Origin of the sequence: Halomarina pelagica, assembly GCF_024228315.1 — an archaeon.
Classification (GTDB): domain Archaea; phylum Halobacteriota; class Halobacteria; order Halobacteriales; family Haloarculaceae; genus Halomarina; species Halomarina pelagica.
Genome location: NZ_CP100454.1, coordinates 2,481,053 through 2,502,019 on the forward strand (window position 1 = coordinate 2,481,053; position 20,967 = coordinate 2,502,019).

16 protein-coding genes and 1 CRISPR repeat array are annotated in these 20,967 nt (G+C 69.2%); of the genes, 7 read left to right on the forward strand and 9 right to left on the reverse strand.

From position 1 onward, the window contains the following. The gene (locus NKI68_RS12870) at nucleotides 1-1,047 is read right to left on the reverse strand and encodes an NAD(P)-dependent glycerol-1-phosphate dehydrogenase (protein WP_254543504.1); all 1,047 of its coding nucleotides are present in this window, start codon (nucleotides 1,045-1,047) and stop codon (nucleotides 1-3) included. Nucleotides 1,048-1,205: 158 nt separating this feature from the next. Here NKI68_RS12870 and NKI68_RS12875 point away from each other — a divergent pair, with 158 nt between their 5' ends. Next, entirely contained in the window at nucleotides 1,206-1,352 is a 147-nt protein-coding gene (locus tag NKI68_RS12875; RefSeq protein ID WP_254543505.1) for a hypothetical protein, read from the forward strand. A 159-nt stretch (nucleotides 1,353-1,511) separates the two neighbouring features. On the opposite strand, the gene NKI68_RS12880 is transcribed toward NKI68_RS12875, so the two are convergent. The 4 genes from NKI68_RS12880 to proS form a co-directional block, all read right to left on the reverse strand. Continuing rightward, complete coding sequence (locus NKI68_RS12880) at nucleotides 1,512-2,489, reverse strand: NAD-dependent epimerase/dehydratase family protein (RefSeq protein ID WP_254543506.1); 978 nt, start codon at nucleotides 2,487-2,489, stop codon at nucleotides 1,512-1,514. 48 nt (nucleotides 2,490-2,537) lie between these two features. Further along, nucleotides 2,538-3,299 (reverse strand): MBL fold metallo-hydrolase, encoded by a 762-nt coding sequence (locus tag NKI68_RS12885; RefSeq protein WP_254543507.1) that lies wholly within the window; start codon nucleotides 3,297-3,299, stop codon nucleotides 2,538-2,540. 56 nt (nucleotides 3,300-3,355) lie between these two features. Then, nucleotides 3,356-7,879: a glutamate synthase large subunit gene (gene gltB, locus NKI68_RS12890; protein WP_254543508.1), complete on the reverse strand. Its 4,524-nt coding sequence runs from the start codon at nucleotides 7,877-7,879 to the stop codon at nucleotides 3,356-3,358. A 273-nt stretch (nucleotides 7,880-8,152) separates the two neighbouring features. Then, the gene (proS, locus tag NKI68_RS12895; protein WP_254543509.1) at nucleotides 8,153-9,607 is read right to left on the reverse strand and encodes a proline--tRNA ligase; all 1,455 of its coding nucleotides are present in this window, start codon (nucleotides 9,605-9,607) and stop codon (nucleotides 8,153-8,155) included. A 165-nt stretch (nucleotides 9,608-9,772) separates the two neighbouring features. Continuing rightward, nucleotides 9,773-11,178: a CRISPR direct-repeat array (repeat unit 30 nt; unit sequence GTTTCAGACGAACCCTTGTGGGGTTGAAGC). Nucleotides 11,179-11,425: 247 nt separating this feature from the next. Here proS and NKI68_RS12900 point away from each other — a divergent pair. Both NKI68_RS12900 and NKI68_RS12905 read left to right on the forward strand, forming a co-directional pair. Beyond that, a complete protein-coding gene (locus tag NKI68_RS12900) occupies nucleotides 11,426-12,352 on the forward strand; it encodes a hypothetical protein (protein WP_254543510.1) in 927 nt (308 codons plus the stop codon). 286 nt (nucleotides 12,353-12,638) lie between these two features. Further along, nucleotides 12,639-13,268 (forward strand): hypothetical protein, encoded by a 630-nt coding sequence (locus tag NKI68_RS12905; RefSeq protein ID WP_254543511.1) that lies wholly within the window; start codon nucleotides 12,639-12,641, stop codon nucleotides 13,266-13,268. Between the two features lie 182 nt (nucleotides 13,269-13,450). On the opposite strand, the gene NKI68_RS12910 is transcribed toward NKI68_RS12905, so the two are convergent. The 3 genes from NKI68_RS12910 to NKI68_RS12920 all read right to left on the reverse strand — a co-directional run bounded on the left by NKI68_RS12910 (nucleotide 13,451) and on the right by NKI68_RS12920 (nucleotide 15,722). After that, nucleotides 13,451-13,768, reverse strand: a complete 318-nt coding sequence (locus NKI68_RS12910; RefSeq protein WP_254543512.1) for an AzlD domain-containing protein — start codon at nucleotides 13,766-13,768, stop codon at nucleotides 13,451-13,453. After that, nucleotides 13,765-14,448 (reverse strand): AzlC family ABC transporter permease, encoded by a 684-nt coding sequence (locus NKI68_RS12915; RefSeq protein ID WP_254543513.1) that lies wholly within the window; start codon nucleotides 14,446-14,448, stop codon nucleotides 13,765-13,767. Before NKI68_RS12915 ends, NKI68_RS12910 begins: the two co-directional genes overlap by 4 nt. A 125-nt stretch (nucleotides 14,449-14,573) precedes the next feature. Beyond that, nucleotides 14,574-15,722 carry an NAD(P)/FAD-dependent oxidoreductase gene (locus NKI68_RS12920; RefSeq protein WP_254543514.1) on the reverse strand — a complete coding sequence of 383 codons (1,149 nt, stop codon included), beginning with the start codon at nucleotides 15,720-15,722 and terminating at the stop codon, nucleotides 14,574-14,576. 79 nt (nucleotides 15,723-15,801) lie between these two features. Here NKI68_RS12920 and NKI68_RS12925 point away from each other — a divergent pair, with 79 nt between their 5' ends. After that, a complete protein-coding gene (locus tag NKI68_RS12925; RefSeq protein ID WP_254543515.1) occupies nucleotides 15,802-16,776 on the forward strand; it encodes an ornithine cyclodeaminase family protein in 975 nt (324 codons plus the stop codon). A 6-nt stretch (nucleotides 16,777-16,782) separates the two neighbouring features. On the opposite strand, the gene NKI68_RS12930 is transcribed toward NKI68_RS12925, so the two are convergent. Beyond that, complete coding sequence (locus NKI68_RS12930) at nucleotides 16,783-17,268, reverse strand: DUF7984 family protein (protein ID WP_254543516.1); 486 nt, start codon at nucleotides 17,266-17,268, stop codon at nucleotides 16,783-16,785. 222 nt (nucleotides 17,269-17,490) lie between these two features. Between NKI68_RS12930 and NKI68_RS12935 the strand changes: the two genes are divergently transcribed. The 3 genes from NKI68_RS12935 to NKI68_RS12945 all read left to right on the forward strand — a co-directional run bounded on the left by NKI68_RS12935 (nucleotide 17,491) and on the right by NKI68_RS12945 (nucleotide 20,934). Continuing rightward, nucleotides 17,491-19,407: a beta-CASP ribonuclease aCPSF1 gene (locus NKI68_RS12935; protein ID WP_254543517.1), complete on the forward strand. Its 1,917-nt coding sequence runs from the start codon at nucleotides 17,491-17,493 to the stop codon at nucleotides 19,405-19,407. A 55-nt stretch (nucleotides 19,408-19,462) separates the two neighbouring features. Then, nucleotides 19,463-19,618, forward strand: a complete 156-nt coding sequence (locus tag NKI68_RS12940; protein WP_254543518.1) for a hypothetical protein — start codon at nucleotides 19,463-19,465, stop codon at nucleotides 19,616-19,618. A gap of 152 nt (nucleotides 19,619-19,770) precedes the next feature. Continuing rightward, the gene (locus tag NKI68_RS12945; RefSeq protein WP_254543519.1) at nucleotides 19,771-20,934 is read left to right on the forward strand and encodes a thiolase family protein; all 1,164 of its coding nucleotides are present in this window, start codon (nucleotides 19,771-19,773) and stop codon (nucleotides 20,932-20,934) included. Nucleotides 20,935-20,967: the final 33 nt, after the last annotated feature.

The following is a 20,967-nucleotide window of genomic DNA, read 5'->3' on the forward strand; positions in this document are numbered from 1 at the left end:
CTAGACGACGCCCGTCACCGTGGCGGCCTCGACGGCCGCCTCGCGGCTCACGCCGTCGCCGAGGATCGTGTAGCGGTCGCGGATCTCGTGGGCGGTCGTCATCGCCTCGACGAAGTCCTCGGCGGTGATCCCCAGTTCGTCGGCGGTGGTCGGCGCGCCGATGCCCGCGAGCGCGTCGCGGACGTTCCGCCAGCGCCCCGCCGACCCCGAGTGGAGGTACTCGGTGACGACGCTCGCGACGCCGACCTGGTGGCCGTGCAGCGCCGCGCCGGGCGCGATGCGATCGAGTTGATGGGAGATGAGGTGCTCCGCGCCGCTCGCTGGTCGGGAGGAGCCGGCGATCGACATGGCGACGCCGGAGGAGACGAGCGCCTTCACAACGATCCAGGCCGACTCCTCCAGTCCGGGCTTGATGGAGTCGGCGTTGCCGACGAGCATCTCCGCGGTCATCTGCGAGAGCGCCCCCGCGTACTCCGAGTACTCGACGTTCTTCAGCCTGTGGGCGAGTTCCCAGTCGCGGACCGCCGTGTAGTTGGAGATGATGTCGGCGCAGCCCGCCGTGGTGAGCCGCCAGGGCGCGTCCGCGATGATCGCGGTGTCCGCGACGACGGCGAGCGGCGGCTCCGCGGCGACGCTGTGGCGGGTGTCGCCCTCGGGGACCGACCCCCGGCCGGAGACGATGCCGTCGTGGCTCGCCGCCGTCGGCACGCTGACGAAGCCCATCGCCAGCGTGTCGGAGGCCATCTTCGCGATGTCGATGGCCTTCCCGCCGCCGACGCCCACGAGGAAGTCGACCTCCTCGGCGCGGGCGGCCTCGATGACGCGCTCGACGGCGGCGAAGCTGGCCGTCTCGACGGTGACGGTGACGCTCGACTCGAACTGCTCGGCGACGCGCTCGCCGGCGATCCGCCGCGGCGTCGGGCTGGTGACGATCAGCGGCGTCCCGCCGAGGTGCACCTCCGAGACGGCCGCGGCCGTCTCGTCGAGGACGCCGTGGCCGACGACCACGTTGCGCGGCAGGCGTATCCACGCGCGTTTGTCGAACATACAGTCCGGTGTCCGGCGCGCGCTATAACGGTTCGTTCTCGATGCTGGAGTTCCATCATTTACCGCCGTTACGACGACGCGGGAATCCGGTTCCGAACGCCGAATTACGGGATCGGTGACAGAGCAAGATATTTGCTGAATGCGGTGTATCGACCCGCATGACACTCCCAGGTGGTTTCGAGGTATTTCTCTTGCCGGGTCTTCTCCTCCTCGCGCTCCTGCTGTACGGCGGTCGGATCCTCTATCGAGAGCTACGGAAGGGGTATCGCAACGAGCTTCCAGAGGAGCCGAACGCCGGCGAGTAGCGTACGGGAGTCACCCGACGGCTGAAACCGCTGGCGCTCTCCCCCTGTCCCGCGTACTCGAACAGGTGCCTCACGGTCGGTCCGGCCCGTTCGAGGACGGCTCCCTCTGCACGGGGCGTCTCGGCGTCGTCGCCTTCGTCTTCGAGCGGTGGGTGTCGGCTAGAACGTCTCCAGCACGCCGAGCACGCGCTCCTCGGCCTCGCGGTCGGGTCCCTCCTCGCGTCCCGCGCCCTCCGGGTGGGCGGAGACGGTCGCCGCGACCGTCTCGGCGAGCGGGGTCGCCTCCCAGCCCAGTGCCTCCAGCCGGTGGGTGTCGAGGACGTGCGGGTAGTCGCGGTACAGCGGGAAGTCACTCGGTTCGATGCCGCCCGCCGACAGCTCGCGCGGGCCGGCGCGGACGACCTCGACCTCGCGGTCCGCATCCGCCGCGATCAGGTCGACCCACTCCGGGAGGGTCGGGAGCGTGTGGTCGCCGACGTTGTACGCCGCGCCCGCCTCCCCCGACTCGGCGACGGCGCGCAGGGCGCTCGCCACGTCGCCGACGTACGCGAGGTGCCTGAGGGCGGTGTACGGGACGATCACCCGGTCGTGGTTCAGGACGCGGTCGATCCAGTAGTCGAAGCGCTCGGTGTAGTCGTGGGGGCCGTAGATCACCGGCGGGCGGACGCTCATCGCGCGGACGCCGCGGTCCGCGGCGGCGACGACGGCGCGGTCGCCCTCGGCCTTCCGGGGGCCGTAGGTGTCCATCGAGTCGTCCGCCGCCTGCTCGGGCGTGCAGTCGTGCAGCGGCGTCTCGCTCTCGCGCTTGGGGACGACCTCCTCCCCGTAGGCCGCCCCCGAGGAGACGTAGACGTAGGCCGCGCAGTCGGCGAAGACCTCGGTCGCGGCGCGCACGTCCCTGGGGTGGTAGGCGACGCAGTCGATCACGACGTCGGGGTCCGCCCGCTCGCGGGCGAGGGCGAGCGCGGAGTCGTTCGCCCGGTCGCCCTCGACGTGCTCGACCCCCTCGCGGGCGGCGAACGGGTTCTCGCGGTTCCCGCGGGTGAACGTCGTCACCTCGTAGCCGGCGTCGAGGAGTTCTTCGACGGCGTGCCGGCCGACGAACCGCGTCCCGCCGATGACCAGTGCGGTGTCCATGGCGAACGCTTCGGCGGACGGGCCAAACGTGTGGCGGTCCCCCGTCGCTCAGACGTCGGGGCGCTCCCCGTCGGCCGGGACGGACACCTGCTCGCCGACGCCCGCCTCGTCGACCGCCGCGCGGAGGTCGGCGCGCGAGAGGGGGCAGTGGTTGATCGCCTCCATGTGGACGGCGACGACGGGCGCGTCTGCGTGCTCGCAGACGGCGATCACGTCCTCGGCGGTCATCGTGATCGGGTCGCCCTCGACGAACTGCGCCGCGCCGGCGTTCACGACCACGACGTCCGGGTCGTACCGCTCCAGGGTCTCGCGGACGCCCTCGTACCAGACGGTGTCGCCCGCGAGGTAGACGCTCGGGCCCCCCTCGGCGCGCAGGACGAACCCCGAGACTGGACCCATCCGTTCGGCGAGGTCGCCGTGTCCGTGGCGCGCCGGCGTCCGGATCACCTCGAGGTCGCCGAGCACGCGCGCGTCGTCCACCGTGTGGATGTCGGTGAAGCCCGCCTCGGTGAGTTCGTCCACGTCCTCCGGTTGGCAGAGCACGTGGACGTCGCCCGCCAGCCGGTCCTTCGCCGCGTCGTCGAGGTGATCGCGGTGGAGGTGCGTCACCAGGAGGGCGTCCGCGGAGAGATCGAGGTCCGCGTCGGGCAGGTCCACGAGCGGGTTGCGCCGGTCGTTCGGCGAGTTCGGAATCGGCGGGTTCGCGCCCGCGTCGCTCAGCATCGGATCGACGAGGACGGTCGTCCCGCCAACCTCGAGCAGGAGCGTCGCATGCCGGATCAGTCGAATCGAGAGGCCCCGCGTCGTCATAGCTCACCCGTCGCGAGGAGCGGGGAAACCCGTTGGGGTCGACCTCGGGGTCCCGATCAGTCCGCGCCGCCGCGCAGGGCCGCGTCGGCCTGCCCGGCGACGGGCGTCGCGCTCTCGGGGAGTTCCGTGCGGACGTCCCACTGCTCCTCCTCGGCGATGACCGCGGCGTAGGCGTCGGGGAGGACCTTCACGACCGAGTCGAGCACGTCGTCCCACTCGTCGAGCAGGTCGGCGGCGCGCTCGCTGCCGGTGTGCTCGTAGTGGTTCTCGACGAGGCGACGGAGCATCCGGCGGTCGCGGTCGTCGAGGTCGCGCGTGAGCGTCACCATGCCGGTGTTCGCCTTCGACTCGAAGTCCCCCGACTCGTCGAAGACGTAGGCGATCCCGCCGCTCATCCCGGCTGCGAAGTTCCGCCCGGTGTCGCCGAGGACGGCGACGACGCCGCCGGTCATGTACTCACAGCCGTGGTCGCCACAGCCCTCGACGACGGCCTTCACGCCGGAGTTGCGGACGGCGAAGCGCTCGCCGGCCACGCCGTTGATGTACGCCTCGCCGTCGGTCGCGCCGTAGAGCGCGACGTTCCCCACGAGGACGTTCTCGTCGGGTTCGTAGGCCGCGTCGACGGGCGTCTCGGCGACGATGGTGCCGCCCGAGAGGCCCTTGCCGACGTAGTCGTTGGCGATGCCGGTGAGGTGGAGCGTCACGCCGCGGGCGAGGAACGCCCCGAAGCTCTGGCCCGCCACGCCCTCCAGGTCGACGGCGATCGTGTCGTCCGGCAGCCCCGCCTCGCCGAAGCGATCCGAGACGTGGTACGACAGCATCGCCCCGACCGCCCGGTCCGTGTTCCGGATCTCCCCCGAGACGTGGACGGGTTCCTCGCGGTCGAGCGCGGGCGCGGCCTTCGCGATGAGGCGGTGATCGAGCGCCTCGTCAAGGTCGTGGGCCTGCTCGATCGTCTTGGTCCGCCCGTCGCCCGACGGCTGGACGAGCATCGCGGCGAGATCGAGCTTCGACGCCTTCGGGTGGGTGACGTCCTCGCGCTGTCGCAGGCAGTCGGCGCGGCCGACCATCTCCTCGACGGTCCGGAAGCCGAGTTCCGCCATCAGCTCGCGGAGTTCCTGGGCGATGAACGTCATGTAGTTGACGACGTGGTCGGGTTGACCGGGGAACCGGTCGCGCAGGTCCTCGTTCTGCGTCGCGACGCCGACCGGGCAGGTGTTGCTGTGACACTGCCGGGCCATCACGCAGCCGGAGGTGACGAGGGAGGCGGTGCCGAAGACGTACTCCTCGGCCCCCAGCAGGGCCGCCACGGCCACGTCGCGGCCGGTCTTGAGGCCGCCGTCTGCGGTGACGCGGATGCGCGAGCGCAGGCCGGTGTGTCTGAGCATCTGGTTCGCCTCCGCGAGGCCGAGTTCCCACGGCAGGCCCGCGTTCTTGATCGAGGTCTTCGGGGACGCGCCGGTCCCGCCGGAGTGGCCCGAGACGTGGACGGCGTCCGCCTTCGCCTTCGCCACCCCCGCCGCGATGGTGCCGATGCCGGCCTCGGAGACGAGCTTCACGTTCACGTCCGCCTCCGGGTTGGCCGTCTTCAGGTCGTGGATGAGCTGCTTCAGGTCCTCGATGGAGTAGATGTCGTGCAGCGGCGGCGGCGAGATCAGCCCCACGCCGGGGGTCGAACACCGAACGTGGGCGATCATCTCGTTCACCTTCTTGCCGGGGAGCTGTCCGCCCTCGCCGGGCTTCGACCCCTGGGCCATCTTGATCTGGAGTTCGTCGGCGTGCGCGAGGTAGTTAGACGTGACGCCGAACCGCCCGGAGGCGACCTGCTTTACGTTGCACTCCTTCTCGGTGCCGAAGCGCTCTGGCGGTTCTCCGCCCTCGCCGGTGTTGGACTTCGCGCCGAGGCGGTTCATCGCGATGGCGTTGTTCTCGTGGGCCTCCGGCGAGAGGCTCCCGAGGCTCATCGCGGCCGTCGAGAAGCGCCGGACGATCTCGTGGATCGGTTCCACCTCATCGAGGGGGATCGGCTCGCGGTCCGAGTCGAGTTCGAGGAGACCGCGCAGCGTCTGGAGCCGCTCGCTCTCGTCGTTGCTGAGTTCGGCGAACTCCAGGTAGCGCTCGTAGTCCCCTCGCCTGACCGCCTGCTGGAGCGTGCCGACGGTCTGCGGGTTCCACTCGTGGTGGACGCCGGTCTTTCGGTTCTCGAACTCGCCCTGCCGTTCGAGGTCGGGGTCGTCGCCGAACGCGGCGGCGTGCCGTCGTCGGAGGTCCTCCTCCAGGTCCCCGACGTCGACGCCGCCGGTGCGCGCCGTGGTGCCCTCGAAGTACTCGGCGACGAAGTCGGAGTCGAGACCGACCGCCTCGAAGATCTGTGCGCCGCGGTAGCTCTCGACCGTCGAGATGCCCATCTTCGCCATCGTCTTCAGCAGGCCGTCCTCGAGCGCCTTGCGGTAGGTGGCGAGCGTCTCGCCGAGGTCCGCGCCGTCCGGCCCCGCGACGAGGTCCTCGATGGTCTGGTGGGCGAGATACGGGTTGATCGCCCCCGCGCCGTAGCCGACGAGCGTCGCCATCTGGTGGACGGTGCGCGGATCGCCCGACTCGACGACGAGGCCGACGCGGTTGCGCAGCCCGGTTCGCACCAGGTGGTGGTGGATCGCGCCGACGGCGAGCAGGCTCGGGATGGGGAGGCGCTCTGCGCCCGCCGCGCGGTCGGAGAGGACGAGCACGTCCGCCTCGTCCGCGGCCCGCGCCGCCTCCTCGCGAACGCGCTCGACCGCCTCGGCGAGCGTCTCGTCGGGATCGAACGTGACGTCGAGTACGGTCGAGGTCACCCGGCCGTCCAGATCCTTGATCGCGGCCGTCTGCGCGTCGCTGAGGAACGGCGAGTCGAGCACGAGCTGTCGGGCGTGCGCCGGCGACTCGGAGAGCAGGTTGCGCTGGTGGCCGAGGCGACACTCCATCGACGTGACCAGCTCCTCGCGGATGTAGTCGAGCGGCGGGTTCGTCACCTGGGCGAACAGCTGCTTGAAGTACGAGTCGAGCGGCCGGTCGTAGTCGGAGAGGACGGTCAGGGGCGTGTCGTCGCCCATCGAGCCGACGGGGTCCTTCCCCGTGCGCGCCATCGGCTCGACCAGGTGGTCGAGTTCGTCGTAGGTGTACCCGTAGAGCGCCTGGTGGGCGCGCAGGCCGTCGACGCGCTCGCCGAGGCTCGGCTCGTCGTCGAGGTCGGTCAGGTGGACCTGTTCCTCGCCGACCCACTCGCCGTACTTCTCGTCGGTGAGTCGTTCGAACACCTCCGCGTCGGGGATGACCCGCCCCTCGCTCGGGTCGGCGAGGAAGAGCTGTCCCGGCTGGAGGCGACCGCGCTCGCGGATCTCGCTCGGGTCGTGGTCGAGCGCGCCGACCTCGCTCGCCATCACGAGCGTGTCGTCGTTCAGGACGTCGTAGCGACACGGCCGGAGGCCGTTGCGGTCGAGGACCGCCCCGACGCGCTCGCCGTCGGTCGCCGCCACGAGCGCCGGGCCGTCCCACGGCTCGACCAGCGAGGCGTGGAAGTCGTACCACTCGCGGCGCGCCTCGCTGACGCCCGTCTCGGGGTCGCGCCACGCCTCCGGGATGAGCATCCGGAGGACGTGGGGGAGGTCGCGTCCGCCCTGGAGGAGCAACTCGACCGCGTTGTCCACGCTCGCGGTGTCGGACTGCTCCGGGTCGTTGATGACCGGACGGAGCGTGTCGACGTCGTCCCCGAACGCCTCGTGTTCGAGGTCGTTCTCCCGCGCGCGCATCCAGTTGATGTTCCCCTGGATGGTGTTGAACTCGCCGTTGTGGACGATCGTCCGGTAGGGGTGCGCGAGGTGCCACGCGCCGAGCGTGTTGGTCGAGAAGCGCGCGTGGACGAGCGCGAAGGTGGAGCGGACGCGCTCGTCGCGGAGGTCGGGGTAGTAGTCAGCGAGCTGTTCCGCGGTGAGGAGGCCCTTGTAGACGAGACGGGTGCGGTCGAGCGAGCAGACGTAGAAGCGCTCGCGACCGGGGACGTCGCGGTTCTCGACGCCCTTCTCGAGCGCGCGGCGGCCGACGTAGAGACGGCGGTCGAACGTCGCCGCGTCGAGATCAGCGGCCGGGCCGACGAACACCTGCCAGACGTCCGGCTCCGAGTCGAGCGCGGTCTTTCCGAGGTCGGCGTTGTCCGTCGGGACGTCGCGCCACCCGAGCACGTCGAGGTCGTACTCGGCCAGCACCTCCGCGACGAGCGCTTTCAACTCCCCCTGCACCGCCTCGTCCTCGGGCAGAAAGACTGACCCGACCGCGTAGGGGTCGGGGAGGTCGAAGTCCACCTCGTCCGCGAAGAACTCGTGGGGAACCTGCACCATGACGCCCGCACCGTCGCCGGTGTTCTCCTCCGCCCCGGTCGTCCCGCGGTGTTCGAGGTTTCGAAGGAGGTCGAGTCCGTCCGATACCACCCCGTGGGAGCGTCCGCCGTCGAGGTCCATGACGAGGCCCACCCCGCAGCTCGCGCGGGCGTCGTCGGGCCTTGCGAGTCCGGCACCACCCGCAAAGCTCAGTGAGTGATCTTCAGCCATACCTATCCACGAGCAATCGTCCCCCATGAGGGTTCTGCTCAAGGGGGTATCACCCTGTTTATGCTATATTAAGACATATTACAGCCGGGCGGGTGTGGTAAAGGAGTGGGGTAGACCTGACGCATCTACCGGGGACGGTGCAAATAATGCAAACAAAACGATTCGGAACGCGGTATCGAAGTGACGTTCGTCGTGACGGCCGCGCGGCCGTCACGCTCGGTGTGTCGGGACCTCCGGGGAGAGTCGGCGTGTGTCCCCGTTCCCCGCCAGGGTTCAGTAGGACTTCGCGAAGTAGGCCGTCGTCTCCGCGCGCTCGCCGCAGACCCCGCAGGTGTCGTGTGGGGGTTCCTCGTCGTCGTTCATGGGCACCATCACGATCTCGGCGGCGATCTGCTCCTTGATCTCGGCCTCGCAGGTCTCGTCGCCGCACCAGCCGGTCTTCACGTAGCCGCCGTGCCGTCCGATGGTGCCGAGGATCTCGTTTCGACCGTGGGCCTCGCGGACGTTCGACTCGAGGTTCTCCTCGGCGTCGGCGTAGAGTTTCGCGTAGACGGTGTCGAGCGCGTCCTCGACCGCCGACACGAGGTCGTCTCGGTCCGCGGCCTCGGACTCCCCGTCCGGGCGGTGGACGAGCGTGACCTCCGCGTCGTCGACCTCGTTGGGGCCGACCTCGATCCGGAGGGGGACGCCCTTCAACTCCCACTCGTTGAACTTGAAGCCGGGGTTGCGCTCGTCGCGGTCGTCCAGGTGGACGCGAACGCCCGCCCCGCCGAGTTCGTCGCGCAGTCCCTCGCAGTACTCCAGGACCGCCTCGCGGGTGTCCTCCTGCCAGATGGGGACGATCACGACCTGCTCGGGGGCGATCGTCGGCGGCAGGACGAGTCCCTGGTCGTCGGAGTGGGTCATGATGAGCGCCCCTAGCGCGCGCCAGGAGAGTCCCCACGAGGTGGTGTGGGCCAGTTGCTCCTCCTCGTCCTCGTCGGCGTAGGTGACGTCGTAGGCCTCCGCGAACGACGTCCCGAGGTAGTGGCTCGTGCACGACTGGACGGACTTGCCGTCGGGCATCAGCGCCTCCAGCGTCGTCGTCGTGTCCGCGCCGGGGAACTTGTCGTGGTCCGGCTTCTTCCCGCGGAGCGCGGGGATGGCGAGCACGTCGGTGTAGAGGCGCTCGTACTGGTCGAGGCGGCGGATCGTCTCCTCCCACGCCCCCTCGCGGTCGCGGTGGGCGGTGTGGCCCTCCTGCCAGAGGAACTCCTTCGTGCGGAAGAACGGCTTCGTGTCGGTCGCCTCCCAGCGCACGACCGAGCACCACTGGTTCAGCCGCATGGGGAGGTCGCGGTGGCTGCGGATCCACTGCGCCATGAACGGCGTGATGATCGACTCGCTGGTGGGCCGGACCGCCAGGCGCTCCTCGAGTTCCTCGTACCCGCCGTGGGTGACCCACGCCACCTCGGGGTCGAACCCCTCCACGATGTCCTTCTCGCGTTCGAGGTAGCTCTCGGGGATGAACAGGGGGAAGTAGGCGTTCTGCACGCCGGTCTCCTTGAACCAGCCGTCGAGGTGCGACTGCAGACCCTCCCAGAGGGCGTACCCGCGGGGACGCGTGACGATGAAACCGCCCATCGGCGCGTAGTCCGCGAGGCCGGCCTTCCGGACGACCTCGGCGTACCAGTCGCCGGGGCTGTGCGCTTTGGACTCGGTGATGCCGAGTTCCTGTTCGCCGCTCATACCGGTAGGTGTCGCAGGGTGGGCTTAAGTCCGACGTGATGCTGGTACGCCTTCACGCGCCCGAACGCCGTCGACCCCCCGGGGGTGGAGGGGGGATTGGGGGTCGACGGAAACGGTTATGCGTCAGTGGTCGAGAGAAGGCGTATCGCCCGCGATCCGGGCATGGTTTCAGACGAACCCTTGTGGGGTTGAAGCGAGGACGCGGTCGCCACATTCGGGACACTCCGTGTTTCAGACGAACCCTTGTGGGGTTGAAGCGCCTCTCGCGCCCCCGTGTGGTCGTCCATCGTCGCGTTTCAGACGAACCCTTGTGGGGTTGAAGCCGATAGGCCGCCTGGTTCTGCGCGCCCGACGTGTCGATCCCGTTTCAGACGAACCCTTGTGGGGTTGAAGCAACTCGTCTCGGGGGATGACGATTGAGGTTCGCGTTTCAGACGAACCCTTGTGGGGTTGAAGCGCTCGGAACAGGATGTGTACGTGGTCGTCCTCGCGTTTCAGACGAACCCTTGTGGGGTTGAAGCCTCAACATGCGGGACGGACGCGGCGTTCACGAACGGCGTTTCAGACGAACCCTTGTGGGGTTGAAGCACGAACAAACTCGACGGCGACAGTATCGTCAACGCGTTTCAGACGAACCCTTGTGGGGTTGAAGCGAGGTGCCCGAGAAGCCCGAGAACCCCTGCAGTTGTTTCAGACGAACCCTTGTGGGGTTGAAGCAAGGACCTCCGGGCCGAGGAGAACTCTCACCGGGGCGTGTTTCAGACGAACCCTTGTGGGGTTGAAGCGCAGTATACCAACTCACGCGCCCGTCACACGGTCCTAGTTTCAGACGAACCCTTGTGGGGTTGAAGCTCTTTCGTTCCCTGCTTCGGTCGCTCGATGGCCTCGAGTTTCAGACGAACCCTTGTGGGGTTGAAGCCTCGAGAGAGTCCACGACTACGAGGCCTACCTCTGGAGTTTCAGACGAACCCTTGTGGGGTTGAAGCCCCCATCGTCTGGGGGCCACGGCGTACACGCCCCGGTTTCAGACGAACCCTTGTGGGGTTGAAGCGACCTCGGGGTGCAGTACATGACGCTGACGCTCCTGTTTCAGACGAACCCTTGTGGGGTTGAAGCGAGCATGGAGATATCGTGGAAAGCAACCATCCAATCGTTTCAGACGAACCCTTGTGGGGTTGAAGCTTTGTACGCGAGATTGGGACGGCCTCGATAAGCGTTTCAGACGAACCCTTGTGGGGTTGAAGCAGGCTGAAATCGGCGGGTGCAGCATGGCATCGACTGTTTCAGACGAACCCTTGTGGGGTTGAAGCACAGAAATCTATCTCGACGCCGAGAGCACGCCGTGGTTTCAGACGAACCCTTGTGGGGTTGAAGCACGAACGTCCTCTTTCAGGAGAAGGGACACGAGACTGGTTTCAGACGAACCCTTGTGGGGTTGAAGCGCGCTCTCGCAAGGGACGCCCGACCAGCGCAGTGTTTCAGACGAACCCTTGTGGGGTTGAAGCCACGGGCAATCGGATCGGCTCCCCGAGGACGGACGCGTTTCAGACGAACCCTTGTGGAGTTGAAGCCAGGACGTCGAGCAGGCACGCGGCGGGAACGCTTCGGGTGAACCCTGTGCGACGAAGCAACGCAACAGCATCGCCGATTCCCCGAAACCCGTCGTCTCTCCCTCCTCGCCGGTTTCCATCCGAACCAGCTAACCTCCGGGTGTCCTAACCACGTAGGTCCGCCCGTCTCTAACCAGTTAGGTCGCTACTACTCCCCCGCGGGCGGTCAAGAATTACACAACTCTCGTAGAGAGTGGGGCGAATCAACATGTTGGGAAGTGACACGAGACGGACGCTCGTATCCGTGCTGGTGATTCTCGTCGCAGTAGTCGTCGTATTCGGCTCTATGGGCGCGCTGGCCGGCCAGAACTCCGGCGGTCAGGGCACCGATAGCGGCACGGGCGACGGAGCGAACGCGAACAACGGAAACGGAAACGGAGGCAACGGGAACGGAAACGGAAACGATGACGGCGGCGATCGCGTCGACGTGGAGGAGACGGACGACGGCGTCGACATCGAGGGCGACGGTCGGCAGATCGATCACGACGACGGCGGTGACGACGTCGACGTCGAGAGCGCCGACGATGACCTCGATTACGACACCTCCGACGACGGCGACGAGGTCGACGTCGAGAGCGACGGTCAGGAGATCGAGCAGGACGACGGTGACGCCGAGGTCGAGAACGACGACCTCGACTTCGAGACCGACGACGACGGTGACGAGGTGGACGTCGAGAGCGACGATCTCGAGATCGAGCACGACGACCGTAGCGAGGTCGAAACCGCGGACGTGGACTACGACCGCGACGACGACGGCGACCTCGACTTCGAGAGCACCAGGGGTCCCGTCGACCTCGAATTCGATGACGACGACGTCGACGTCGAAGCCAACGGCCTCGACATCGAGGAGGACGACGACGACCTCGAAGTCGACGACGACGACGTGGACTTCGAAAGTGACGGCGACGGTGACGTCGAGTTCGAGGACGACGACAACGACATCGAGCAGGACGACGACGAACTGGAGGTCGACAACGACGACCTCGACTTCGAGAACGACGGCGACGGCGATCTCGAGTTCGACGACGGCGACAACGACATCGAACAGGACGACGACGATCTCGACGTCGAGGGCGACGACGGCTTCGACATCGAGAGCGACGGCGACGACGTGGAGGTCGGCGGCGACAACTAACCCGCCCCGCCTCACGTCGAACGTCGAACATCGAACGTCGAACACCGAACGGACGCGACGAGCGCGCCGATTTTTGGACCACTGCGGACGCGGAGTTACGCACGACCCGCAGTCGGGTTCGGAATCCGAGCGAGTAGGTTCCGCTCCACCGAACCCGTTAGGTGGGTAACTCTCGCCGGTCGCCGTCCAATCTCGCTACTGTCCCGCATCAACAGTAGGGCTACGGAGACATTCGAACATGAGACAATCAGTGAAAGCGGTAGTCGTCGTACTCGTTACGCTGACCGTGGTGGTCAGCTTCGCCGGCGCGATCAGCGCGCAGGACGATTCGAGCGACGGCGCGGATGGTACGAACGGTGGGAACGGCGGCGGCTCCGCGGACGGAGGCGATAGCGACGACTTCGACTTCGAGAGCACCGACGACGGCCTCGACATCGAGGGGCTCGGTTTCGAGATCAACCACGACGGCAACGACGTAGAGGTCGAGAACGCGGACGACGACCTCGACTACGAGACCCGCGATCAGGGCGACGAGGTCGACGTCGAGAGCCGTGATAGCGAGATCGAGCAGGACAGCGACAGGACTGAAGTCGAGAACGACGACCTCGACTACGACCGCGACGGCGACGGGAACCTCGACTTCGAGAGCGCGGACGGACCCATCGACCTCGAGTTCGACCGCGGCGACGCCGACGGCGACGTCGACATCGAGACCGACAGCGACGAGATCGAGGAGCGCGGCGGCGAACTCGAGGTGGAAGGCGACGACCTCGACTTCGAGAACGACGGCGACGGCGACGTCGAGTTCGACGACAGCGACACCGACGTCGAGCAGGACGACGACCGCCTCGAGGTGGAAGGCGACGACTTCGACCTCGAGAGCGACGGCGAGCGCGCCGACGTCGAACAGCGGTAGGGATCGGTTACCCTCCACCGACTCGACGTGACGAACGCGTCGGTATCTTTTCGGTAGACTCCGGTGCCGCGAGGGGTCGACGTCTCCCTACGACGCCCGCGACTTCGAGCGGTACGACGTGCACGTCGGGACGTCGAGATCGACCGGCGAGCGACGCGTTCGTGAGGGACGGAGTACGGGGGCTAGAGCACCGCCTGGAACGCCACCAGCGCCGCGAGTCCGGTGACGATCGTCGCCAATACGCTCTCGGTGCGCCAGGCGACGAGCGCCGCCAGGACGCCCGCGAGCAGGCGGGGGGTCGAGGTCCCGCCGGGCGCGAGCGAGACGAACTCCGGCGCGACGAGCGCCGCGAGCACCGCCGCGGGGACGAACGACAGCGCCCAGCGGACGCGCGGCGGGACGGTGTCGACGCGCTCGAACAGGAGGAAGAACGACAGCCGGATGGCGAACGTCCCGAGGCCCGCGGCGAGGATGACGAGCCAGAGTTCGAGGTCGGTCACTCCGCGATCACCTCCGCGAGCATCCCGCCGCCGATCCCGCAGAGCGCGCCGACGATGAGCCCGAGGTTGAACGGCACCCCCGCCCCCAGCACGGCGACGCCCCCGCCGACGGCGGCCGCCGCGGCCGTGCTCCGCCCCTCGATGGCGGGCACGAGCAGCGCGAGGAAGGTGAGCGGCACGGCGAAGTCGAGCGGGATCGACTCGGGAACGGCGGCCCCGGCGACGATGCCGATCACGGTACACGCCTGCCAGACGACCCACAGCGGCAGCGCCGTGCCGAGGTAGTACCACGGGCGCGAGGCCGGGTCGTCGTCGCCGAAGCGCGTCACCGACAGGGCGTACGCGTGGTCGGTCAGCAGGTAGGCGAGCGGCAGTCGGGCGAGCGTCCGCATCCGGTCGAAGTAGGGCGCGATCGAGGCGCTGTACATCGTCATCCGGAGGTTGACGACGAGCACCGTCGCGATCACCACCGCCGCCGGTGCGCCGTTCTCGACGAGGTCGATGGCCGCGAGCTGGGAGGCTCCCGCGAAGATGAACACCGACATTCCGAGCGCCTGCATCGGGGTGATGCCCACCGCGACGGCGGCCGCACCCGCGAGCAGACCGAACGGCACGATGCCGACCGTGATGGGCGCGGTGGCTCGCGCTCCCGCGAGGAACGACGCCCGGCGAGCAGTCATGTCCGGAGGTCGGTGGATCGGGTGTAAATCGCGTTCGATTTCGCCCTCGATCGGACCGGTTCGGCGAGCGGTTCGAGCGGCCGCATCGACGTCCGGCCGCCGGTCGCGTCGGCGGTCGGGGCGCGCTACGCGACGTTCCGTTCCTCGACCAGCTCCCCCCGCTCGAAGCGGTCGCTCCCGAGCGCCGAGACGTCGACGAGCGACGCCTCGCCGTCGAACGCGAGTTCGGCCACGACCTGCCCCGTCGCGGGCGCGTGCTGGAAGCCGTGGCCGGAGAACCCGACGGCGTTGACGAACCCCGGGAGCGTCTCCTCCACGATCGGGTGATGATCGGGCGTCACGGCGTAGAGGCCGGCCCAGCCGCGCCTGACGCGCGTCTCCGGACCGAAGTAGCGCGCCGCGTCGCCCGCCCGCTCGACGGCGGTCCTCGCCCAGTCCAGGTCGAACGAGCGCCGGTACGCGTCGGGGTCCCGATCGGGGTCGTCGGCCGAGAAGTGCCCGCCGACCAGCGCCGCGCCCTCGCGCTCGGGCCGGAAGTACGCGCCCGCGTCGAGGTCGATCGTCAGCGGGACCGACTCGGGGACGGGCGTCTCGGGGTCGACGACGAGCAGCTGTCGCCGTCTCGGTGCCACCGGCAGGTCGACGCCCGCCGTCGCGGCGACCGCGCGCGCCCACGGGCCGGCGGCGTTCACCACGAGATCCGCGTCGAGCCGTCCCGCGTCGGTCTCCGCGCCGACCACCGCGTCGCCGTCGCGCCGGATCGCCGTCACCGCGGTCCTCGTCCGGATCTCGGCCCCCGCCTCGCTCGCGGCGCGCGCGAACCCCTGGAGCGCGAGGTGCGGGTCGGCGAACCCGTCGGTCGGGGAGTACGTCGCCAGCCGGAACGCCTCGGCGCGGAGTTCCGGACAGTGCTCGCGGGCGTCGTCGGGATCGAGCACGCGGCTCGGGACGCCGAGGTCGTTCTGCATCGCGACCTGCTCGCGGAACGCGTCGGCGGTCGACGGCTCTCGCGCGAGAAACAGGTAGCCGGGTCGCCGGTAGGCCAGTTCCGTATCGAACGCCCCCTCGAAGGTGCGCCAGACCGCCACGCTCGCGAGCGACAGCTCGACGTTGATCGGGGTGGAGAACTGCGCCCGGATGCCGCCGGCCGAGCGCTCCGTGCTCCCGCCGCCGAGCGACCCCTTCTCGCAGACGACGACCGCCGCGCCCCGTTCGGCGAGGTAGTACGCCGACGCGAGCCCGACGATCCCTCCGCCGACGACTACGGCGTCCATGGGCGATGATCCCCACGGCGGACGATAAGTGTGGCGCGCCGTCCCCAAGAGCTAACCCCCGATCCTCGATACTCGGGACATGGTACGCGTCCTCTCGGACGACGACGTGTCGGCCGTCCTCGACCTCGGCGACCTCCTCCCGGTCGTCGCCGACGCCTTCCGGAAGCAGGGCGAGGGGGCCGTAGAGCGCCCCGAGCGACCGCACTTCCCCGTCGGGGCCGGCCTCGACGGTCCCGAGCCGCTCGGGACGGGGCTGGTGATGCCCGCCTACGTGCACGGGGCGGCCCACTACGCGACGAAGCTCGTGGGCGTCCACGAGAGCAACGCCGAACGTGGCCTGCCGACCGTGAACGCGGCGATCGCGCTCACCGCCGCGGACACCGGCCGGCCCACCGCGCTCCTGGCGGGGACGCGCGTCACGAACGCCCGAACCGGCTGTATCGGCGGGCTGGCCGCGCGCGAACTCGCGAACCGCCCCGTGTGCCTGGGCGTCCTCGGGGCGGGCGCGCAGGCGCGCTGGCAGGTCCGCGCGATCGCCGCCGCGACGGGCGTCGAGCGCGTCCGGATCTACTCGCCGAGCGAGTCCCGGGAACGCTGCGCGGCCGACCTGCGCGCGGAACTCGCGACCGACGTGACGGCGGTCGGCGCGCCCGCGGCCGCCGTCGAGGAGGCGACGGTCGTCGTCACGGCCACGACGGCGACGGAGCCGGTCTTCCCGGGCGACGCGCTCGCGCCGGGGGCGCTCGTCGTCGCGGTCGGCGCGTACACCAGCGAGATGCAGGAACTCGACCCGCGGACGGTAGAGCGCGCGGCGCGCGTCTTCGCCGACGTCCCGGAGGAGGCGGCCGTGACCGGCGACGCGCGCGCCGCGGGGCTCGCCGCGGCCGACTTCGTCCCGTTCTCGTCCGTGCTGACGGGCGAATCGGGCCGCGAGCGCGAGGAGGAGATCCTGGTCGTCGAGAGCGTCGGGTCTGCGGTGCTCGACGCGGCCGCCGCGGAGCACGTCTTCGAACGGGCGCGCGAGGCCGGGCGGGGGACGACCGTGCCGCTCTGAGCGGCGCTACTCGCGCCTCCGAACGGCGAAGGGGCTCTCGCGCTCCGTCCACCGCCACCCCGGAAGGCGGGTCTGGAAACCGGCGGCGAGCGCCGCGTCGAGGTCGTCGAGGCCCGCCCGTCCCTCGCCGTGGACGTGGATGTCCGCGTAGTGGAAGGTGGCCTCCGCGAGCAGCGCGAGGGGCTGGCCGCCGGCGATGGTCGCGGCCAGTTCGCGCCCGAGGAACTCGTCGACGACGAAGCCGGGGTAGTCGCCCGGCACGTCGATCGCGCGGAGGAGGGCGACGAACGCCGCGACGTTCACCGCGCGGTCGCCGTCGGCGAAGACGACCGCCACCTCCTCGCGGTACTGCTCCCCGGTGACGGGCGCGACCTCGGTGTCGAACGCTTCGCCGAGCGACCGGCGCACCTCGGTGATGAGGGGGGCGATCGGGCGCTCGCGGACGAACTCGTACTCCTCGCGGACGCGTTCGGGGGTCAGGTCGAGGTGCATACTGCCGCCTTCGTCGCGGCCCGACGTGTCCTTTGCGAAGGCTTTTATAATGACGGGGATATAGGGCCAGGTAACGCGGGTTTTCCGAGCCGTTACCGCGGCACGAGTGCCTAGCATGACGTCCTGTTTCGTTCCGACACTGGTCCCGACCCTCGTTCGCCGGACGAACGCCGGCGAATCGAGTGACGACGTGCGCCGGAACCCCGCCCCTTCGAGTGACCTATGAGCACGGTAGAGAAGCAACTCGACACGTTGAAGGCAGAGATTACAGAGGAGGTCCCCAGCGACATTTCCATCTCCGACGTCACCTACGAGGGACCGGAGCTGGTCATCTACACGCGCGATCCGAAGCGGTTCGCGCGGAACGGTGACCTGATCCGGACGCTCGCGGGGAAGCTGCGAAAGCGCATCACGGTCCGTCCGGACCCCGACGTGCTCTCGCGCCCCGCCGACGCCGAGGAGCAGATCCGCTCGGTCATCCCCGAGGAGGCGGGGGTCACCGACCTCGACTTCCACGCCGACACCGGCGAGGTGGTCATCGAGGCCCAGAAGCCGGGGATGGTCATCGGGCGGCACGGCTCGACCCTCCGCGAGATCACCCAGCGCGTCGGCTGGACCCCCGAGGTGGTCCGCACGCCGCCCATCGAGTCGTCGACGGTCTCGAACGTGCGGAACTTCCTGAAGCAGGAGCGCGACGAGCGCCGCGACATCCTCGAGCGGGTGGGTCGGCAGATCCACCGCAAACAGCTCTCGAACGAGGAGTGGGTGCGCATCTCGACGCTCGGCTGCTGTCGGGAGGTGGGACGCGCGAGCTTCATCCTCTCGACGCCGGAGACGCGCATCCTCGTCGACTGCGGCGACAAGCCCGGCTCCGACGACGTGCCGTACCTCCAGGTGCCCGAGGCGCTCGGGTCGGGCGCGAACTCGCTCGACGCGGTCGTCCTGACCCACGCCCACCTCGACCACTCGGCGCTCGTCCCGCTCCTGTTCAAGTACGGCTACGACGGGCCGATCTACTGCACCGAACCGACCCGCGACCTGATGGGACTGCTGACGCTCGACTACCTCGACGTCGCCGCGAAGGAGGGGCGCACCCCGCCGTATCAGTCCGAGATGGTCCGCGAGGCGATCAAGCACACAATCCCCCTCGAGTACGGCGACGTGACCGACATCGCCCCGGACGTGAAGCTCACGTTCCACAACGCCGGGCACATCCTCGGGAGCGCGGTGAGCCACTTCCACATCGGCGACGGCCTCTACAACGTCGCGTTCTCGGGCGACATCCACTACAAGGACACCCGCCTGTTCAACGGGGCGGTCAACGAGTTCCCCCGCGTGGAGACGCTCGTCCTCGAGTCCACCTACGGCGGTCGCAACGACTACCAGACCGACCAGGAGGACTCAGAGCGGAAGCTGGTCGAGGTCATCAACCGGATCTACGACGAGGGCGGGAAGGTGCTCATCCCCGCGTTCGCCGTCGGGCGCTCCCAGGAGATCATGCTCGTCATCGAGGAGGCGATGCGGACGGGGAAGATCCCCGAGATGCCCGTCCACCTCGACGGGATGATCTGGGAGGCGACGGCCATCCACACGACCTACCCCGAGTACCTCCGCGACGACCTCCGCGACCGCATCTTCCACGAGGACGAGAACCCCTTCCTCTCGCCGCAGTTCAACCACATCGACGGCGGCGAGGAGGAGCGCCAGGAGATCGCCGACGGCGACCAGTGCATCATCCTCTCGACCTCCGGCATGGTCACCGGCGGCCCCATCATGTCCTGGCTCGAACACGTCGGTCCGGACCCCAAGTCGACGATGGTCTTCGTCGGCTACCAGGCCCAGGGGACGCTCGGTCGCCGCATCCAGAACGGCTGGGACGAGATCCCGATCAACGGCTACGGCGGCCGCGCGAACACGCTACAGCTGAAACTCGACGTGGAGACCGTCGACGGCTTCTCCGGCCACGCGGACCGCAACGGCCTGATGAACTTCGTGCGGACGATGAACCCGCGCCCCGAGAAGGTGCTCTGCGTCCACGGCGACGAGGGCAGCGTCCAGGACCTCTCCTCGGCGCTCTACCACGAGTTCAACATGCGGACCTTCGCGCCGAAGAACCTCGAGACGTTCCGGTTCAAGTAGCTCGGCTCCGGACCTCTCGGATGGATTCATACGGGTTCGTGATCTATAGGGAGACATGGCAGACACCGACGACGCCCTGCGGACGTTCCTCCGGCGGGCCGACGAGATCATCCACGAGTACGACAACGGCTACATGGACGCCGACGCCGCCATGAGCGCGATGGAGACCTACGTCGAGGACCTGCGCGAGACCGTCGACGGCGACGGCTGAGGCGGCCGCCGACGCGCCGGTGGCCTCGACCGCGCCGGCGTCGAACGGGGCGATCGCTGTCGCGACCCCACGACGACCGCCGACGGGCTGACTCTCACGGCGACCGACGGGTGGGCGAACGCGCATGGCGCTCGCGCCCGTACAGACGGTCGATGTCGGACATCGTTCTCCTCGACGGCGCGCGCACCGCACACGGCTCGCTCCTTGGCGGGCTCTCGTCGCTGTCGGCGATCGAACTCGGCACGACGACGCTCGACGCGGTCCTCGACCGGACGCCCCTCGCCCCGGACGCGGTCGACTGGGTGGCCCTCGGCTGCGCGATCCAGGCCGGCCTCGGGCAGGTGCCCGCGCGGCAGGCGGTCGTCGCCTCGCGGCTGTCGGACGGGACGCCCGCGACCACGATCAACGAGGCCTCCGGCTCCGGCCTGCGGGCTATCGCGCTCGCGGCCGACCGCATCGAGGCCGGCCGCGCCGAGGTCGCGCTCGCCGGCGGCATGGAGTCGATGACGAACGCGCCGTACGTCCTCCCCGACTACCGCACGGGGCGGCGGTACGGCGACGCCACGCTGGTGGACTCGATGATCCGCGACGCCCTCTGGGATGAGAGCTACGACGCCCACATGGGCGAACTCACGGAGGAACTGGTCGAGCGCGAGGGCATCCCCCGCGAGGCGCAGGACGAGTACGCCCTGGAGAGCAACCGGCGCGCGGTCGAGGCCGTCAGCGCCGGTCGCTTCGACGCCGAGATCGTCCCCGTCGAGGCGGGCGGCGAGCGCGTCGAGACGGACGAGGGGCCGCGCGAGGACACCTCGATGGAGCGACTGGCGGGGCTCCCCCCGGCCTTCGGGTCAGATGGGACCATCACGGCCGGAAACGCCTCGAAGCTGAGCGACGGCGCGGGGTGCGTTGCGCTCGCGACCGCCGACGCGGCGGACGACCTCGGCGTCGACCCGCTCGCGCGCGTCGTCGACTACGCCGTCGCCTACCGCGACCCGAAGTGGTTCAACGTCGCGGTCGCGGACGCCGTGGAGGAACTGCTCGCGGCGAACGACCTCGCCGCGGACGACGTCGCGCTGTTCGAACTCAACGAGGCGTTCGCCGCGCAGATGGTGTACGTCACGGAGCGACTGGGGATCCCCCGCGATCGGCTGAACACGCGCGGGGGCGCGGTCGCGTTCGGCCACCCCATCGGCGCGAGCGGCGGCATGCTCGCCACCTCGCTCGCCTACGAGATGCGCGAGGCCGACGCCCAGTACGGCGTCGTCGGTATGAGCATCGGCGGGGGCGGCGGGATCGCGATGCTCCTCGCCCGGTAGCGCGGATCACCAAGAGTTATCGCCGCCCACGTC